Raw genomic sequence first — 14,444 nt, 5'->3', positions numbered from 1 at the left:
TCCTCATCTGCCGCGACGTCTGACGCGCCGCGTGCGTGGGCTGTATGGGTCGAAACTTATGGGATCAGCGATTCACGCACGAGGGAATCGCGGGTGATTTCACTGATGGACTTGGCGCCGGTCAGCACCATCGCGACACGCATCTCTTTTTCGAACAGGTCGAGCAGGTGCTTCACGCCCGCTTCACCGTGAGTGGCGAGGGCATAGAGGAAGGCGCGACCGATCAGCACAGTGTCGGCGCCAAGGGCGATCATGCGCACCACGTCGAGACCGCTGCGGATGCCGGAGTCGGCGAGGATCTTGATCTCGCCTTTCACCGCGTCGGCAATGGCAGGCAAGGCGCGGGCGCTGGAAAGCACGCCGTCGAGCTGGCGGCCGCCGTGGTTCGAGACGACGATGCCGTCAGCGCCGAATTTCACGGCGTCGCGTGCGTCTTCGGGGTCGAGAATGCCTTTGATGATCATCGGGCCGTCCCAGAATTCGCGAATCCATTCCAGGTCTTTCCACGAAATGGACGGGTCGAAGTTATTGCCGAGCCAGGCGATGTAATCGGTGAGGCCGGTGGGGTTGCCTCGATAGGCTGAAACGTTGCCCAAGTCGTGAGGGCGGCCGTTGACGCCAACGTCCCACGCCCATTGCGGGTGAGTCATGGCTTGCAGCACGCGGCGGATCGGGCCGCTCTTGCCGCTCATGCCGGAATGCAGGTCGCGGTAGCGGGCGCCGGGGACGGGCATGTCCACTGTGAACACCAGCGTCTTGACCCCGGCAGCCTTGGCGCGCTCAAGGGCATTGCGCATGAAGCCCCGGTCTTTCAACACATACAGCTGAAACCACATGGGGCGGTCGATGGCCGGGGCGACCTCTTCGATCGGGCACAGTGACACAGTGGACATCGTAAACGGGATGCCTTTGGCGGCAGCGGCACGTGCGGCCTGGACCTCGCCGCGACGGGCATACATGCCACAGAGACCGATCGGTGCCAGCACCACTGGCATGCTCAGGGTTTCGTTGAACAGCGTGGTTTGCAGGCTCAGTTCGGACATGTTTTTCAGCACGCGCTGACGCAGTGCGATGCTCGCGAGGTCCGAAACGTTGTGCCGCAGGGTGTGTTCGGCGTAGGCCCCACCGTCGGCGTAGTGAAACAGGAAGGGCGGCAGCTTGCGCTGGGCAGCGGCGCGATAATCAGTAGCGGCAGAAATGATCATGGTGTCTCGCAACGTTGAGTGAGCGGAACTGCAACCGGGCGTGAGCCTCCACGCCCGGCGCTTTCTTCGTTAATGAACGAGCATGCCTGTGAACCAGTAAGCTTGAGCGTACGTGATGCAGCCGACGATGGCAGCGAAGAACAGGCTGTGCTTGAGGGTGAAACGGAACAGATCCGATTCCTTGCCCACTAGCCCGGTTGCCGCACACGCCACGGCGATGGATTGCGGGGAAATCATCTTCCCGGTCACGCCACCGCTGGAGTTCGCGGCCACCATCAGCACGTCACTTACGCCCACCTGGTGCGCGGTGGTCGCTTGCAGCGAGCCGAACAGCGCGTTGGACGAGGTATCCGAGCCGGTCAGGAACACACCCAACCAGCCGAGGAACGGCGAGAAGAACGGGAACGCGGAACCTGTGGCGGCCAACACCAGCGCCAGGGTCGTCGACATGCCGGAGTAGTTCATGACGAAGGCGAACGCCAGCACCATGCCGATGGAGACGATGGCCCAGCGCAGTTCGATCAGCGTTTCTTTAAAAGTGGTCAGACCAGTTTGAACGCCGATGCGCAGGACGATCATCGCCAGAATCGCGGAAATCAGAATCGCGCTGCCGGATGCCGCCAACAAATCGAACTTGTACACAGCGGGCATGGCGGTCGGGTTGGCCACGATGGGCGCCATCTTCATGACCAGTTGGTCCAGGTGTGGCACCGGGAAGTTCATGGTCAACGCTTGCAGCGCGCCGCCCGCGGCGAAGAGTGCCTTGAAGGGTTTCAGTGTCCAGATCGTCACGACCACGGTCAGGATCAGGAACGGCGACCACGCCTTGAAGATCGTGCCTGCGGAGTAAGGGGATTTACGGGTCGTACGTGGCTGACCAAAACCGCCGGGGCCACCGCTCATCACCGCTGCGCCGCCGCTTGTGCTGGCAACTTGCGCGTCGCTGGCGTGGGCCGGTTGCCAGATTTTGAGGAAGAACGTCAGGGCGACCAGGCTGACCAGCGCTGAGGTGATGTCCGGCAGTTCAGGGCCGATGAAGTTGGACGTCAGGTACTGAGTGACCGCGAAGCTGCCGCCTGCCACCAGTGCTGCTGGCCAGGTTTCCTTCACGCCTTTGACGCCGTCCATCATGAACATCAACCAGAACGGTACGAACACCGACAGCAACGGCAATTGACGGCCTGCCATGGCGCCGATCTTGAACGCGTCAATGCCCGAGACTTGGCCCGCTACGATGATCGGAATACCCAACGCGCCGAAGGCCACGGGCGCCGTGTTGGCGATCAGGCAAAGGCCCGCTGCATACAGCGGGTTCAGACCCAGGCCGACGAGCAAGGCAGCGGTGATCGCTACAGGTGCACCGAAACCTGCGGCACCTTCCAGAAAGGCGCCAAAGCAGAAACCGATGAGCAAGACCTGCAAGCGCTGGTCGTCGGTGATCGACATGACCGAACTGCGAATGATCTCGAATTGGCCGCTTTTAACGGTGAGTTTGTAGAGGAATACCGCCGCGATGATAATCCAGGCGATGGGCCACAGGCCGTACAGAAAGCCGTAGACCGCCGAAGCGATGGCCATGTCTGCGGGCATCTGGAAGCCGAATATCGCAATCAGCACAGCCAGCAACAGGGTAATGGTGCCCGCGATATGCCCTTTGAGCCGGAAGACGGCCAGTGCCAGAAAGAAGAATGCAATCGGAATGACTGCAACCAGCGCCGACAAGCCCAGGCTGCCGAGTGGTGTGTAGAGCTGTTGCCAGGTTTGCATGTGTGAGGCCCCTAGTTGTTTTTTGATTAGGCCCGGTGTCCATGTCTCACGTGCGCGGCTCCTGCAAGCGACGACTGTCGTCCTGCCGGTGCTGACGAACGAATCGCACAGCTCACCAGCTCAAGCCCTTCTCCGCCAGAACGGCTTGCAACGTATCGAAGGTCAGTCCGACGCGTCGGCATTGTAAATTGGTAATACCAATTTACAATGTCTTGGCGCTAGGTTAAAAGCCTTGGCATTGATGTGTCAATTTGTGGCCGTAGAACTTTTGTAGCAGCTATCCCGGTTTTTTCCTGAAACGGTGATTTCTCCGACATCTGCCGGGTGAATGTCTGACTGCAATCGGCGAGAATGTGCGCCCCCGCTGGCATGTCGGACGGGGGCAGCTGGAGAGGTGGAGTGAGCGGTATGGGCTTTGATCAGGTGCGTCAGCGCCGATTGTCTGACGATATTGTCGAGCAACTCGAACGAATGATTCTCGAAGGCACGCTCAAGGCGGGTGGGCGTTTGCCTGCCGAACGCGCGTTGGCCGAGCAGTTCGGCGTGTCTCGCCCGTCGCTGCGCGAGGCCATTCAGAAGCTCACCGCCAAAGGGTTGCTGGTCAGCCGACAGGGTGGGGGCAATTACGTCGTCGAGAGTCTGGGTTCAACGTTCAGCGACCCTCTCCTGCATCTGCTGGAAAGCAGCACCGATGCGCAGCGTGATTTGCTGGAGTTTCGGCACACGCTGGAGGCGTCTTGCGCCTATTACGCGGCCGTTCGGGCGACGGATGTTGACCGCACGCGTCTGCGCGAGGCATTCGATGCGCTGCAGGATTGCTACAGCCGGGTCGATGAAGTCAGCCGTGCGGAAGAAGGCGCGGCGGATGCGAATTTTCATTTGGCTATCGCCGAGGCCAGCCACAACGCCGTTCTGCTGCACACCATTCGCGGGTTGTTCGACCTGCTCAAGCGTAACGTCGTGACCAACATCGGCGGGATGTACAAGCAACGCACCGAAACCCGCGACATGCTGATCACCCAGCACCGCGAGTTGTACCTGGCGATCATCGAAGGTCGAGCGGACGATGCCCGCGAGGTGTCGAGCCGTCATTTGCTGTACGTGCAGGAGGTGCTGGAAGAGGTGCGTCAGCAGGTGCAGCGCACGGCACGGGCTGAGCGACGGAACGGGATTTGATTCGGTTTCACGGCTGGACCAGATAACACTGTGGGGGCGAATTCATTCGCGATGCGAGCGTACATCCGACAGACCTCTATCGAATGTACCGTCCCTATCGCGAATGAATTCGCTCCTACAGGTGGTGCGTGTACGTCAGTCGGGCCTTGGCAGCCCGGCAAGGATTACTCTTCCTTGCCCTTGTTCCGCACCGCGCGTTGCAGCTCGCGATTGGAGTCGCGTTCACGCTCGGTGTCGCGCTTGTCGTATTCCTTCTTACCTTTACCCAAGGCGATTTCGCACTTGATCAAGTGCGCCTTCCAGTAAATCGAGAGGGCGACAGCGGTGTAGCCTTTTTGCGCGACGGAGGCATTGAGCCGTTCCAGCTCGCGCTTGTTGAGCAGCAGTTTACGGGTGCGTGTCGGGTCAGCGATGACGTGGGTGCTTGCAGTCGTCAGCGGTGTGATATGGCAGCCCATCAGCCATGCCTCACCGTCCTTGAGCAGCACGTAACTGTCTACCAGCTGCACCTTGGTGGCACGCAGGCTTTTTACTTCCCAACCGGCCAGGACCAGACCGGCCTCGAACTTGTGTTCGATGAAGTAATCGTGTCGCGCCTTCTTGTTCTGCGCGATGGTCCCTGTGGGGTGTTTCTTGAGCTTGGCCATAGGCGACGCATTATAGGGATCAACGGTGCTCTCGGCTATGGGGATGCTGCGTGCTTGAGCGCGTTGAGTGAATCCCGGACAATGCGCGATCTTTTTTGGGTGCGGGACGTGTCAACGATGTCGACGGACAAGGTTTCAGTCCATGGTAGCTGGGCGAGTCGCTGGGTTTTTATCCTGGCCGCGACCGGCTCTGCCGTGGGTTTGGGCAGTATATGGAAATTCCCCTACATGGTCGGCGTCTACGGCGGCGGTGCGTTCGTGCTGGTGTTCCTGGCGTGCATCGCGCTGATCGGCATTCCGGTGATGATGGCCGAGACCCTGATCGGTCGCCGCGCCCGGCAAAGCCCCGCCAACGCCTTGAAGGTGCTGGCGCGGGAGTCGGGCCACTCGGGTAAATGGTCCTGGGGCGCGTTCGCCGGGATGGTCACCGCGCTACTGATTCTTTCTTTTTACAGTGTGGTGGGCGGCTGGTCGCTGGAGTACATCGTCGATGTGGGCAAGGGCGATTTTCAGTCGGTCACGCCCGATGGCGTTGGCGCGTTTTTCGGTGAGCTGATCGCCGATCCGTGGCGCATGGTGGCGTGGCACACGCTGTTCATGGTCCTGTCCGCGATCACTATCGCGAAGGGCGTGAATGCGGGGCTTGAGCGCAGTCTGCGCATCCTCATGCCGCTGCTGTTCGTGCTGATGGTGATCCTGTTGGGCTACAGCCTGACCACCGGGCATTTCATGGAAGGCGTGCATTTCATGTTTGACTTCAAGCCCGAGCAGATCATGGAAGGCTTGCTGCCAGCGATGGGGCACGCATTTTTCTCGCTGAGCGTGGGCGTCGGTTCGATCATGATTTACGGCGCCTACATGACCAAGGAAGCCTCGATCAGCGCGACGGTCGTAGGCGTGGCGCTTCTGGACACCTTCGTCTCGTTGCTGGCGGGTCTTGCTTTGTTTCCAATTGTTTTCGCGGCGGGCCTGAACCCGAGCGAGGGCCCAGGCTTGATGTTCGTCACCTTGCCCTACGCGTTTGGTAACGTAGCGTTCGGCACCGTGATGGGTGTGGTGTTCTTTATCCTCGTCGCGGTGGCGGCCTGGAGTTCGGCGATTTCGCTGCTGGAACCGATGGTCGCGTACCTTGTGGAACGCACTAAAGTGCGCCGTGGCTGGGTCACGTTCTGGCTGTCGTTCATCTGCTGGTTCGTAGGACTGGGAACGGTGTTCTCGTTCAACATCTGGAAGCAGGCCAAATTTTTCGTGAACGAAGGCGGCGCGTTTCATCTCTACCAGTGGGGCGCGACGGCGGGCTTGGACTTCTTCGGCGTGATCGATTTCTTCACGTCGCGAATCATGCTGCCGCTGGGTGGTTTGTGCTTTGTGATCTTCGCAGGTTGGGTGATGGGCCGTGAGGCCGTGCGCGATGAATTGTCCGTGCGCAGTCCGGTCTTGTTCGCTCTGACGTTCTTTTTGATGCGCTATGTAGCGCCGATCGGCATTCTGATTGTGTTTGCCGCTCAGCTTTGGAAATGACGCTGACATGACTACGCATATTCAACGTTCGGCCCTGTTGCCCTATCCCGCACAGGCGCTGTACGACCTGGTCAACGATGTGGCTCGCTATTCGGAATTCCTGCCATGGTGTTCCGGCGCCACGGTGCTTGAGCAGAGCGACACGGCCATGCGCGCGCGGGTTGAAGTCGCCAAGGGTGGCTTGAGCCAGCATTTCGTGACGCGCAATACGTTGACGCCGGGGCAGGGCATCGAGATGAACCTTGAAGAAGGGCCGTTCAGCCAATTGCATGGCGTCTGGACCTTCAAGGCTCTCAATGAGAAGGCCTGCAAGATCAGCCTCGACCTGTCCTTCGATTACTCCGGTTCCATCGTGCGCGCGACGCTTGGCCCTCTGTTCAATCAGGCGGCGAACACGCTGGTCGATGCGTTTTGCCAGCGCGCCAAAGAGTTATATGGCTGAGCCAATGATTCGCGTCGAAGTGGTGTATGCCACTGCCGAACGTCAGGCGTTGATCGCTCTTGAGGTGCCTGCGGGGACGACAGTGTTCGGAGCGGTCGAGGCGTCGGGGATTGCCGAGCAGTTCGTCGGGCTGGACGTGACCCACTGCCCGATGGGCCTTTTCGGCAAGGTGGTCAGCGATCCTCAAGCGCGACAGCTGGAGGAGGGTGATCGGGTCGAGATCTACCGTCCTTTGCTCGCTGACCCAAAAGAGGTGCGTCGTTTACGTGCCGAGAAGGCGGCGAAGGCGAAAAAAGAGCAGAAATCGATTTAAGTTTTGCATCGCCCCGATTCGTCAGACGTAAAAAAGCCCGGCATTGCCGGGCTTTTTTGTACCGCCGTTTTGAGTCCGGCGGTGAGGATCAGCGTGGATTGGTGTCCAGCGGTTCCTGAGTCGGGACGGGCACGGTCTCGACCTTGTCGACGTCGTTCTGGATCTGTTCCAGCAGGGAGCCAGGCTTCGGCGGCTCTTCTTTCTTCGGCTGATCGCCCGTGTTTTCGGGGGTGACGTTGGTGTCGCTCGGCTTTCCGAGGATCGCTTCGTCGCGAGACACGCCTGGCTTGAAGTCGCCGGAAAGGCTCGCCAGTTGATCGTTACCGTTGAAGATCAGGCTGATGCGCTCCTGTTGGCGTTCACCGCCACCGGGCTGCAAGCTGTACAGATAGTCCCAGCGATCAGGGTGGAAGGTGTCGGTCAACAAGGGGTTGCCCATGATAAACCGTACTTGCCGTCGGGTCATTCCGGGGCGCAACTGGTCTATCATGTCTTGCGTGACGACATTGCCCTGTTGGATGTCGATTTTATAAACCCCGGGGAATGAACAACCGGCGAGTGCGAGCAGTCCCACGAAGGTGAAACTGGTTAGCAAGAGCTTGGTGTTTTGCATCGGTGGGCGACTTCCACTATCTTGGCTGGGACAACGTAAACCCCGATCATACCTGCATTAAGAGAAGCTGCGAAGCAGCGTCTGCGAGAAAGCTGACCATGGTTGAAAATAGCGAACTACGCAAAGCTGGACTTAAAGTGACTCTGCCACGGGTCAAAATCCTTCAAATGCTCGATTCTGCAGAGCAGCGCCACATGAGCGCGGAGGACGTCTACAAGGCACTGATGGAGGCCAACGAAGACGTCGGTCTGGCGACGGTTTACCGTGTTTTGACTCAGTTCGAAGCAGCCGGATTGGTGGTTCGCCACAACTTCGACGGCGGTCACGCCGTGTTCGAACTGGCCGACGGAGGCCACCACGACCACATGGTCAACGTGGAATCTGGCGAGGTGATCGAATTCTTCGACGAAGAAATCGAGAAGCTGCAAAAAGCCATTGTGGTGAAACACGGCTTCGAGCTGGTGGATCACAATCTGGTGCTCTACGTACGCAAGAAAAAAGCGTAAGTTTTTTTCGGATACAAAGACAAAGGCGACCTTAGGGTCGCCTTTGTTGTTTTCGGGTTCGATGCCGATAGTAAGCACGGCTTCGTGCTGGTCCCCTGTGGGAGCGAATTCATTCGCGATGCGGTGGAACAGCCGATAGAAATCTGTCGGCTGTACAGGCCAATCGCGAATGAATTCGCTCCCATAAGGATTGCATTGCCAACAGAGGCCTCTCACCGGCAGGAAATCGTGCCGTCTATATCAAGACTTCGACGCGACCACCATTTTCTTCGCATGGGCCAGCGACTCTTTCGTCAGGTCGATCCCGCCCAGCATCCTCGCCACTTCTTCCACCCGCTCGTTCTTGCTGAGCTTGGAAACCGCCGTGCGCGTGACCGCTTCATCGCGAACCTTGTGCACAAACAAGTGCTGATGCCCCTGCGCCGCCACTTGCGGCAAGTGCGTCACGGTCATGACCTGCCCGCGCTCACCCAGACGACGCAGCAGTTGCCCGACTATCTCAGCCGTAGGGCCACCGATACCCACATCGACTTCGTCGAACACCAGCGTCGGCACCCTTGAGGTTTGAGCCGTGATGACCTGAATCGCCAGGCTGATCCGCGACAGCTCGCCACCCGACGCGACCTTCGCCAACGCCTTGAGGGGCTGGCCGGGGTTTGCGCTGACCAGCAATTCCACTTGCTCCAGACCGTTAGGTGACAGCTCTTTGTCGGCATTGGTCTTGAGTTCGATGTTGAAGCGGCCACCCGGCATGCCCAGGCGTTGAATCTCATGCTCGACCGCATGGGCGAGTTCAGGCGCTGCGCGATGACGCAGGTCGCTCAGCTCGCGCGCTTTCTCCTGGTAATGGCGGGCGTACGAGCCGAGTTCATGTTCGAGTCGCTCAATTGCCTCGTCATTGGCGTTAAGCGTTTCGATCTCATCCAGCAGCTTTTGATGCAGCGCAGGCACCTCGGTGGGTTGCACGCGGTGTTTCCTGGCCAGCGTGTAGATCGTGTCCAGACGTTCTTCAATCTGTTGCAGGCGTGCCGGATCGGCTTCGAAACGATCGAGGAAACGATTGATTTCGCCTACCGCTTCTTCGACCTGAATCTGCGCGCTGGAGAGCAGGCTGGTCGCCTCGTTCAGCGCATCAGGGGAGTTGTTCACGCTGGTCAATCGATTCAGGCTGGCGGTCAGGGCATTCAGTGCGTTGCCCGAATCACTTTCGCTGCACAGCTCGACCACCTGACGACAAATGCCCAGCAAGCTTTCGGCGTTGGTCAGGGTCGTGTGTTCCTGTTCCAGCTGTTCCAGCTCGTTCTCGCCCAGGCTCAAGCCTTCAAGCTCTTCGAGCTGATAACTCAGTAGCTGGTGCTTGGCGCGCTGTTCATCGCCGGAATTGGCAAGGCGTTCCAGCTCATGACGCGTTTGGCGCCAACGCTGTGCCGCAAGCTGAACCTGCCGCGCCAGATCGGTAGCGCCCGCGTATTCGTCCAGCAGCCGACGGTGCGTATCAGTTTTCAGCAGCGATTGATGTTCATGCTGGCTGTGGATATCGATGAGCAATTCGCCCAGCGCCTTGAGGTCGCCTTGAGGGCAGGGCGTGCCGTTTATATAGGAGCGTGAGCGGCCTTCAGCGGTGATGACCCGGCGCAAAATACACGGCCCGTCGGTTTCCAGATCACGCTCGGACAGCCAGACGCGAGCTTCCGGAATATCGGAAACGTCGAACGTGGCCAAAATGTCGGCCTTATCAGCGCCCGGTCTTACTACGCCGCTGTCGGCACGATCCCCGAGCGTCAGGCCCAGTGCGTCGAGCATGATCGACTTGCCGGCACCGGTTTCCCCGGTGATCACGCTCATGCCGCGATCCAGTTCGAGGTCGAGGTGTTCCACGATGGCATAGTTATGTATGGACAGGTGCACCAGCATAAGGGCGGCTCCCAAGCGATTTGTCTGGTTATTTATACAGTGTTTTACTTTGGGCTGACAATGCCCGGTCTTAGCTCGATTTCGCAGGTCTTCCGGAATTTTTAGCACCGATGCGCTGATTTGACAGGTTGAAACGCGATGCGAGTCATGTCGGAAGATTTGTAGGGTTATTCACCTTCTCCTTCGCTCAAAGCCCTTGAAGCCGAAAATTCTGGCCCCATATAGCCGGGCAGAAGCGTGAGTTAGGCTCACGGCCGTTATTGGAGGAGAGAACTATGGCTGACGAACAGAACCCGGATATGCAGGCTCAGGATCAAGCTGCCGACGCAGCGCACTCCGGCGAAGATTTGGCAACCCGCGTGCAAGTGCTGGAAGAGCAACTGGCCACGGCGAAGGACCAGTCTCTGCGTGTCGCTGCGGATCTGCAAAACGTCCGCCGTCGTGCAGAGCAAGACGTCGAGAAAGCCCACAAATTCGCGCTGGAGAAATTCGCCACCGATTTGCTGCCGATCGTCGACAGCCTGGAGCGTGGCCTGGACCTGTCCAACCCGGACGACGAAAACATTCGTCCAATGCGTGAAGGCATCGAGCTGACGCTGAAAATGTTCGGCGACACCCTCAAGCGCTACCAGCTGGAAGCCATCGATCCGCACGGCCAGCCGTTCAACGCCGAGCATCATCAGGCGATGGCGATGCAGGAAAGCGCGGACGTCGAGCCGAACAGCGTGCTCAAAGTGTTTCAGAAAGGTTATCAGCTCAACGGTCGCCTGCTGCGCCCGGCCATGGTCGTGGTCAGCAAAGCGCCGTCGCCTGTTGCACCGTCAATTGACGAGCAGGCTTGAAATCAGCTGAGTGAGCCCCATCTAAGGGCCATGGTTTAAAGAATTACCGCAATTTGTAAACGCAGTTGCGGCAACCAAATTCAAGTTTCGGGAGAGTCAAACATGGGCAAGATTATCGGCATCGACCTGGGGACCACTAACTCCTGCGTCTCGGTTCTGGAAAACGGCGTCGCCAAGGTTATCGAAAACGCTGAAGGCGCGCGTACCACCCCTTCGATCATTGCGTACGCCAACGACGGCGAAACGCTGGTTGGCCAGTCGGCCAAGCGTCAGGCGGTCACCAACCCGCACAACACCCTGTACGCGGTAAAGCGTCTGATCGGTCGCAAGTTCGACGAAGAAGTCGTTCAGAAAGACATCGGCATGGTTCCCTACAAGATCGCCAAGGCTGACAACGGCGACGCGTGGGTTTCGGTCAACGACAAGAAGATGTCGCCTCCTCAGATTTCCGCTGAAATCCTGAAGAAGATGAAAAAGACCGCTGAAGACTACCTCGGCGAGTCCGTCACCGAAGCGGTCATCACCGTTCCGGCCTACTTCAACGACAGCCAGCGCCAGGCGACCAAAGACGCCGGCCGCATCGCGGGCCTGGACGTAAAACGCATCATCAACGAACCGACCGCCGCTGCTCTGGCGTACGGTATGGACAAAGCCAAGGGCGACCACACTGTCATCGTTTATGACCTGGGTGGCGGTACCTTTGACGTGTCGGTCATCGAGATCGCTGAAGTCGACGGCGAGCACCAGTTTGAAGTGTTGGCCACCAACGGCGACACCTTCCTGGGTGGCGAGGACTTCGACATTCGTCTGATCGACTACCTCGTTGACGAATTCAAGAAAGAAAGCGGCATGAACCTCAAAGGTGACCCGCTGGCGATGCAGCGTCTGAAAGAAGCTGCCGAGAAGGCCAAGATCGAGCTGTCTTCCAGCCAGTCCACCGACGTCAACCTGCCGTACATCACTGCAGACGCGACAGGTCCGAAGCACCTGAACGTGAAGATCTCCCGCGCGAAGCTGGAATCGCTGGTTGAAGACCTGGTTGCCCGCACCATTGAGCCTTGCCGCATCGCGTTGAAAGACTCCGGTATCGACATCGGTGCGATCAACGACGTGATCCTGGTCGGCGGTCAGACCCGTATGCCGCTGGTTCAGCAGAAAGTGACCGAGTTCTTCGGTAAAGAAGCTCGTAAGGACGTCAACCCTGACGAAGCCGTTGCCATGGGTGCTGCGATTCAAGGTGCGGTACTGGCCGGCGACGTGAAAGACGTTCTGCTGCTGGACGTCAGCCCGCTGACCCTGGGTATCGAAACCATGGGTGGCGTGATGACTGCGCTGATCGAGAAAAACACCACGATTCCTACCAAGAAATCGCAAGTGTTCTCGACTGCCGACGACAACCAGAGCGCCGTGACCATTCACGTGCTGCAAGGTGAGCGCAAGCAGGCTGCATCGAACAAGTCCCTGGGCAAGTTCGACCTGGCCGAGATTCCACCAGCGCCACGTGGCGTGCCTCAGATCGAAGTGACCTTCGACATCGACGCCAACGGCATCCTGCACGTCGGCGCGAAAGACAAGGCCACTGGCAAGACTCAGTCGATCGTGATCAAGGCCAACTCGGGTCTGTCGGATGAAGAAATCCAGCAGATGATCCGCGACGCTGAAGCGAACTCGGAAGCGGACAAGAAGTTCGAAGAGCTGGCCGCTGCCCGCAACCAGGGTGATGCACTGGTTCACTCGACTCGCAAGATGGTCGCTGACGCAGGTGACAAGGTCACTGAAGAAGAGAAGACCGCGATCGAAGCTGCTGTGGTTGCCCTGGAAGCTGCTGTCAAAGGCGACGACAAGGCTGCCATCGACGCCAAGGTCGAAGAGCTGTCGAAAGTCTCCGCTCCAGTGGCGCAGAAAATGTACGCCGAGCAGGCTGAAAAGCCGGAAGCTGGCGCGCAGGCGGCCCAGGAAGAGCACAAGGCTGACGACGTGGTCGATGCCGAGTTCGAAGAAGTCAAAGACCAGAAGTGATGATTGAGGTGAGCCGTCATAAAAAGACGTCAGCTCACTTGATCATCGGTTGACCGCTCTTGAGTGGTCGCTGGTAGGATGTCGCCGCGCGGGAGCTTGCTCCCGCGTTGGCGTGTCTGGAACACCCAAAATTTCAGGGCTCGCGCACTTCGATTCGCGGGCCCCGTGGCAAAGCCGGATGCTCCTGCAAACCGGCTTGTTCTGCCGCTTTACCCGGTCGATCGAAGGCCGTTGAACCAAGACCAGGATCGTTGAATTGACGTGAGTTGGGTCCGGGCCTGAAAGGGGCTCAACGAGTTCGGCAAACTCAGGAGGGTTATGTCGGACGTCCTCAAGAGTGCAGAAAACTTATGTCAAAGCGTGACTATTACGAAGTATTGGGGGTGGAGCGCGGCTCCAGCGAGGCGGACCTGAAAAAGGCGTACCGTCGTCTCGCGATGAAGTATCACCCCGACCGCAATCCGGGCGACAAAGCCTCGGAAGATTCTTTCAAGGAAGCCAACGAGGCTTACGAAGTGCTGTCCGACGCCAGCAAACGCGCGGCCTATGACCAATACGGCCATGCTGGTGTCGATCAGGGGATGGGTGGCGGCGGTTTCGGTGGCGGCGGCGCAAACTTCTCCGACATTTTCGGTGATGTGTTCAGCGACTTCTTCGGTGGTGGCCGTGCGGGCGGTGGTCGTGGCGGTGCCCAGCGTGGCAGTGACCTGCGTTACACCCTCGAACTGAATCTCGAAGAAGCCGTGCGTGGCACCACCGTCAGCATTCGCGTGCCGACTTTGGTCAATTGCAAACCGTGTGATGGCAGCGGCGCGAAAAAAGGCTCCTCGCCTGTCACGTGCCCAACTTGTGGCGGCATCGGCCAGGTACGTATGCAGCAGGGCTTCTTCTCTGTTCAACAGACCTGCCCGCGTTGCCACGGCAACGGCAAGATCATCTCCGACCCTTGCGACTCCTGCCACGGCGAAGGCCGTGTCGAAGAATACAAGACGCTGTCGGTCAAGGTGCCAGCAGGCGTCGATACTGGCGACCGTATTCGTCTGTCGGGCGAAGGCGAGGCGGGTGTTCAGGGTGGGCCTACGGGTGACCTCTACGTTGTGATCAACGTGCGCGAGCACGCGATTTTCCAGCGCGACGGCAAGCACCTGTATTGCGAAGTGCCGATCAGCTTCACCGACGCGGCATTGGGCGGCGAGCTGGAAGTGCCGACGCTGGACGGTCGCGTCAAATTGAAGATTCCGGAAGGCACCCAGACCGGCAAGCAATTCCGTCTGCGTGGCAAAGGCGTCGCGCCGGTGCGTGGCGGTGGTGCAGGCGATTTGATGTGCCGCGTTGCGGTGGAAACCCCGGTCAACCTGGGTCGTCGTCAGCGTGAACTGCTCGAAGAATTCCGTGCGTCGCTGGAGGGTGACAGCTCTCACTCACCGAAAGCCAGTGGCTGGTTCGAAGGCGTGAAGCGTTTCTTCGGCGATCTCTAAG

13 protein-coding genes are annotated in these 14,444 nt (G+C 59.0%); 8 read left to right on the top strand and 5 right to left on the bottom strand.

Annotation, left to right across the window (positions count from 1 at the left end; translation table 11 throughout):
* Nucleotides 1-56: 56 nt before the first annotated feature.
* Nucleotides 57-1,205 carry an FMN-dependent L-lactate dehydrogenase LldD gene (lldD, locus tag GVN17_RS20505; protein ID WP_166597079.1) on the bottom strand — a complete coding sequence of 383 codons (1,149 nt, stop codon included), beginning with the start codon at nt 1,203-1,205 and terminating at the stop codon, nt 57-59.
* A 69-nt stretch (nt 1,206-1,274) separates the two neighbouring features.
* Nucleotides 1,275-2,972 (bottom strand): lactate permease LctP family transporter, encoded by a 1,698-nt coding sequence (locus GVN17_RS20500; RefSeq protein WP_166597078.1) that lies wholly within the window; start codon nt 2,970-2,972, stop codon nt 1,275-1,277.
* A gap of 408 nt (nt 2,973-3,380) precedes the next feature.
* Here GVN17_RS20500 and GVN17_RS20495 point away from each other — a divergent pair, with 408 nt between their 5' ends.
* Nucleotides 3,381-4,148, top strand: coding sequence for a GntR family transcriptional regulator (locus GVN17_RS20495; RefSeq protein WP_166597077.1), 768 nt, complete (start codon nt 3,381-3,383; stop codon nt 4,146-4,148).
* A 164-nt stretch (nt 4,149-4,312) separates the two neighbouring features.
* On the opposite strand, the gene smpB is transcribed toward GVN17_RS20495, so the two are convergent.
* A complete protein-coding gene (gene smpB / locus GVN17_RS20490; protein WP_166597076.1) occupies nt 4,313-4,795 on the bottom strand; it encodes an SsrA-binding protein SmpB in 483 nt (160 codons plus the stop codon).
* Between the two features lie 117 nt (nt 4,796-4,912).
* On the opposite strand from smpB, the gene GVN17_RS20485 reads away from it, so the two are divergent.
* From GVN17_RS20485 to GVN17_RS20475, 3 genes are read left to right on the top strand one after another with little or no spacing between them, the layout of a single operon-like run.
* A complete protein-coding gene (locus GVN17_RS20485; RefSeq protein ID WP_166597075.1) occupies nt 4,913-6,316 on the top strand; it encodes a sodium-dependent transporter in 1,404 nt (467 codons plus the stop codon).
* Between the two features lie 7 nt (nt 6,317-6,323).
* Nucleotides 6,324-6,758 carry a type II toxin-antitoxin system RatA family toxin gene (locus GVN17_RS20480; protein ID WP_166597074.1) on the top strand — a complete coding sequence of 145 codons (435 nt, stop codon included), beginning with the start codon at nt 6,324-6,326 and terminating at the stop codon, nt 6,756-6,758.
* Nucleotides 6,751-7,071, top strand: a complete 321-nt coding sequence (locus GVN17_RS20475; protein WP_166597073.1) for an RnfH family protein — start codon at nt 6,751-6,753, stop codon at nt 7,069-7,071. Before GVN17_RS20480 ends, GVN17_RS20475 begins: the two co-directional genes overlap by 8 nt.
* An 88-nt stretch (nt 7,072-7,159) precedes the next feature.
* Here GVN17_RS20475 and GVN17_RS20470 read toward each other — a convergent pair whose 3' ends face one another.
* Nucleotides 7,160-7,684 carry an outer membrane protein assembly factor BamE gene (locus tag GVN17_RS20470; RefSeq protein ID WP_166597072.1) on the bottom strand — a complete coding sequence of 175 codons (525 nt, stop codon included), beginning with the start codon at nt 7,682-7,684 and terminating at the stop codon, nt 7,160-7,162.
* A gap of 98 nt (nt 7,685-7,782) precedes the next feature.
* On the opposite strand from GVN17_RS20470, the gene fur reads away from it, so the two are divergent.
* Complete coding sequence (gene fur / locus GVN17_RS20465; RefSeq protein ID WP_110951407.1) at nt 7,783-8,190, top strand: ferric iron uptake transcriptional regulator; 408 nt, start codon at nt 7,783-7,785, stop codon at nt 8,188-8,190.
* Between the two features lie 240 nt (nt 8,191-8,430).
* Here fur and recN read toward each other — a convergent pair whose 3' ends face one another.
* The gene (recN, locus tag GVN17_RS20460) at nt 8,431-10,104 is read right to left on the bottom strand and encodes a DNA repair protein RecN (RefSeq protein ID WP_166597071.1); all 1,674 of its coding nucleotides are present in this window, start codon (nt 10,102-10,104) and stop codon (nt 8,431-8,433) included.
* A gap of 275 nt (nt 10,105-10,379) precedes the next feature.
* On the opposite strand from recN, the gene grpE reads away from it, so the two are divergent.
* The 3 genes from grpE to dnaJ all read left to right on the top strand — a co-directional run bounded on the left by grpE (nt 10,380) and on the right by dnaJ (nt 14,443).
* Nucleotides 10,380-10,946 (top strand): nucleotide exchange factor GrpE, encoded by a 567-nt coding sequence (gene grpE / locus GVN17_RS20455; RefSeq protein WP_166597070.1) that lies wholly within the window; start codon nt 10,380-10,382, stop codon nt 10,944-10,946.
* A 102-nt stretch (nt 10,947-11,048) separates the two neighbouring features.
* The gene (gene dnaK / locus GVN17_RS20450) at nt 11,049-12,965 is read left to right on the top strand and encodes a molecular chaperone DnaK (RefSeq protein WP_166597069.1); all 1,917 of its coding nucleotides are present in this window, start codon (nt 11,049-11,051) and stop codon (nt 12,963-12,965) included.
* A 350-nt stretch (nt 12,966-13,315) separates the two neighbouring features.
* Nucleotides 13,316-14,443 (top strand): molecular chaperone DnaJ, encoded by a 1,128-nt coding sequence (gene dnaJ / locus GVN17_RS20445; RefSeq protein ID WP_166597068.1) that lies wholly within the window; start codon nt 13,316-13,318, stop codon nt 14,441-14,443.
* The last annotated feature ends 1 nt before the right edge of the window (nt 14,444 follow it).

This window comes from Pseudomonas sp. SLFW, assembly GCF_009905615.1.
Lineage (GTDB): Bacteria > Pseudomonadota > Gammaproteobacteria > Pseudomonadales > Pseudomonadaceae > Aquipseudomonas > Aquipseudomonas bambusae.
This window is presented reverse-complemented; position numbering and strand designations above follow the sequence as displayed.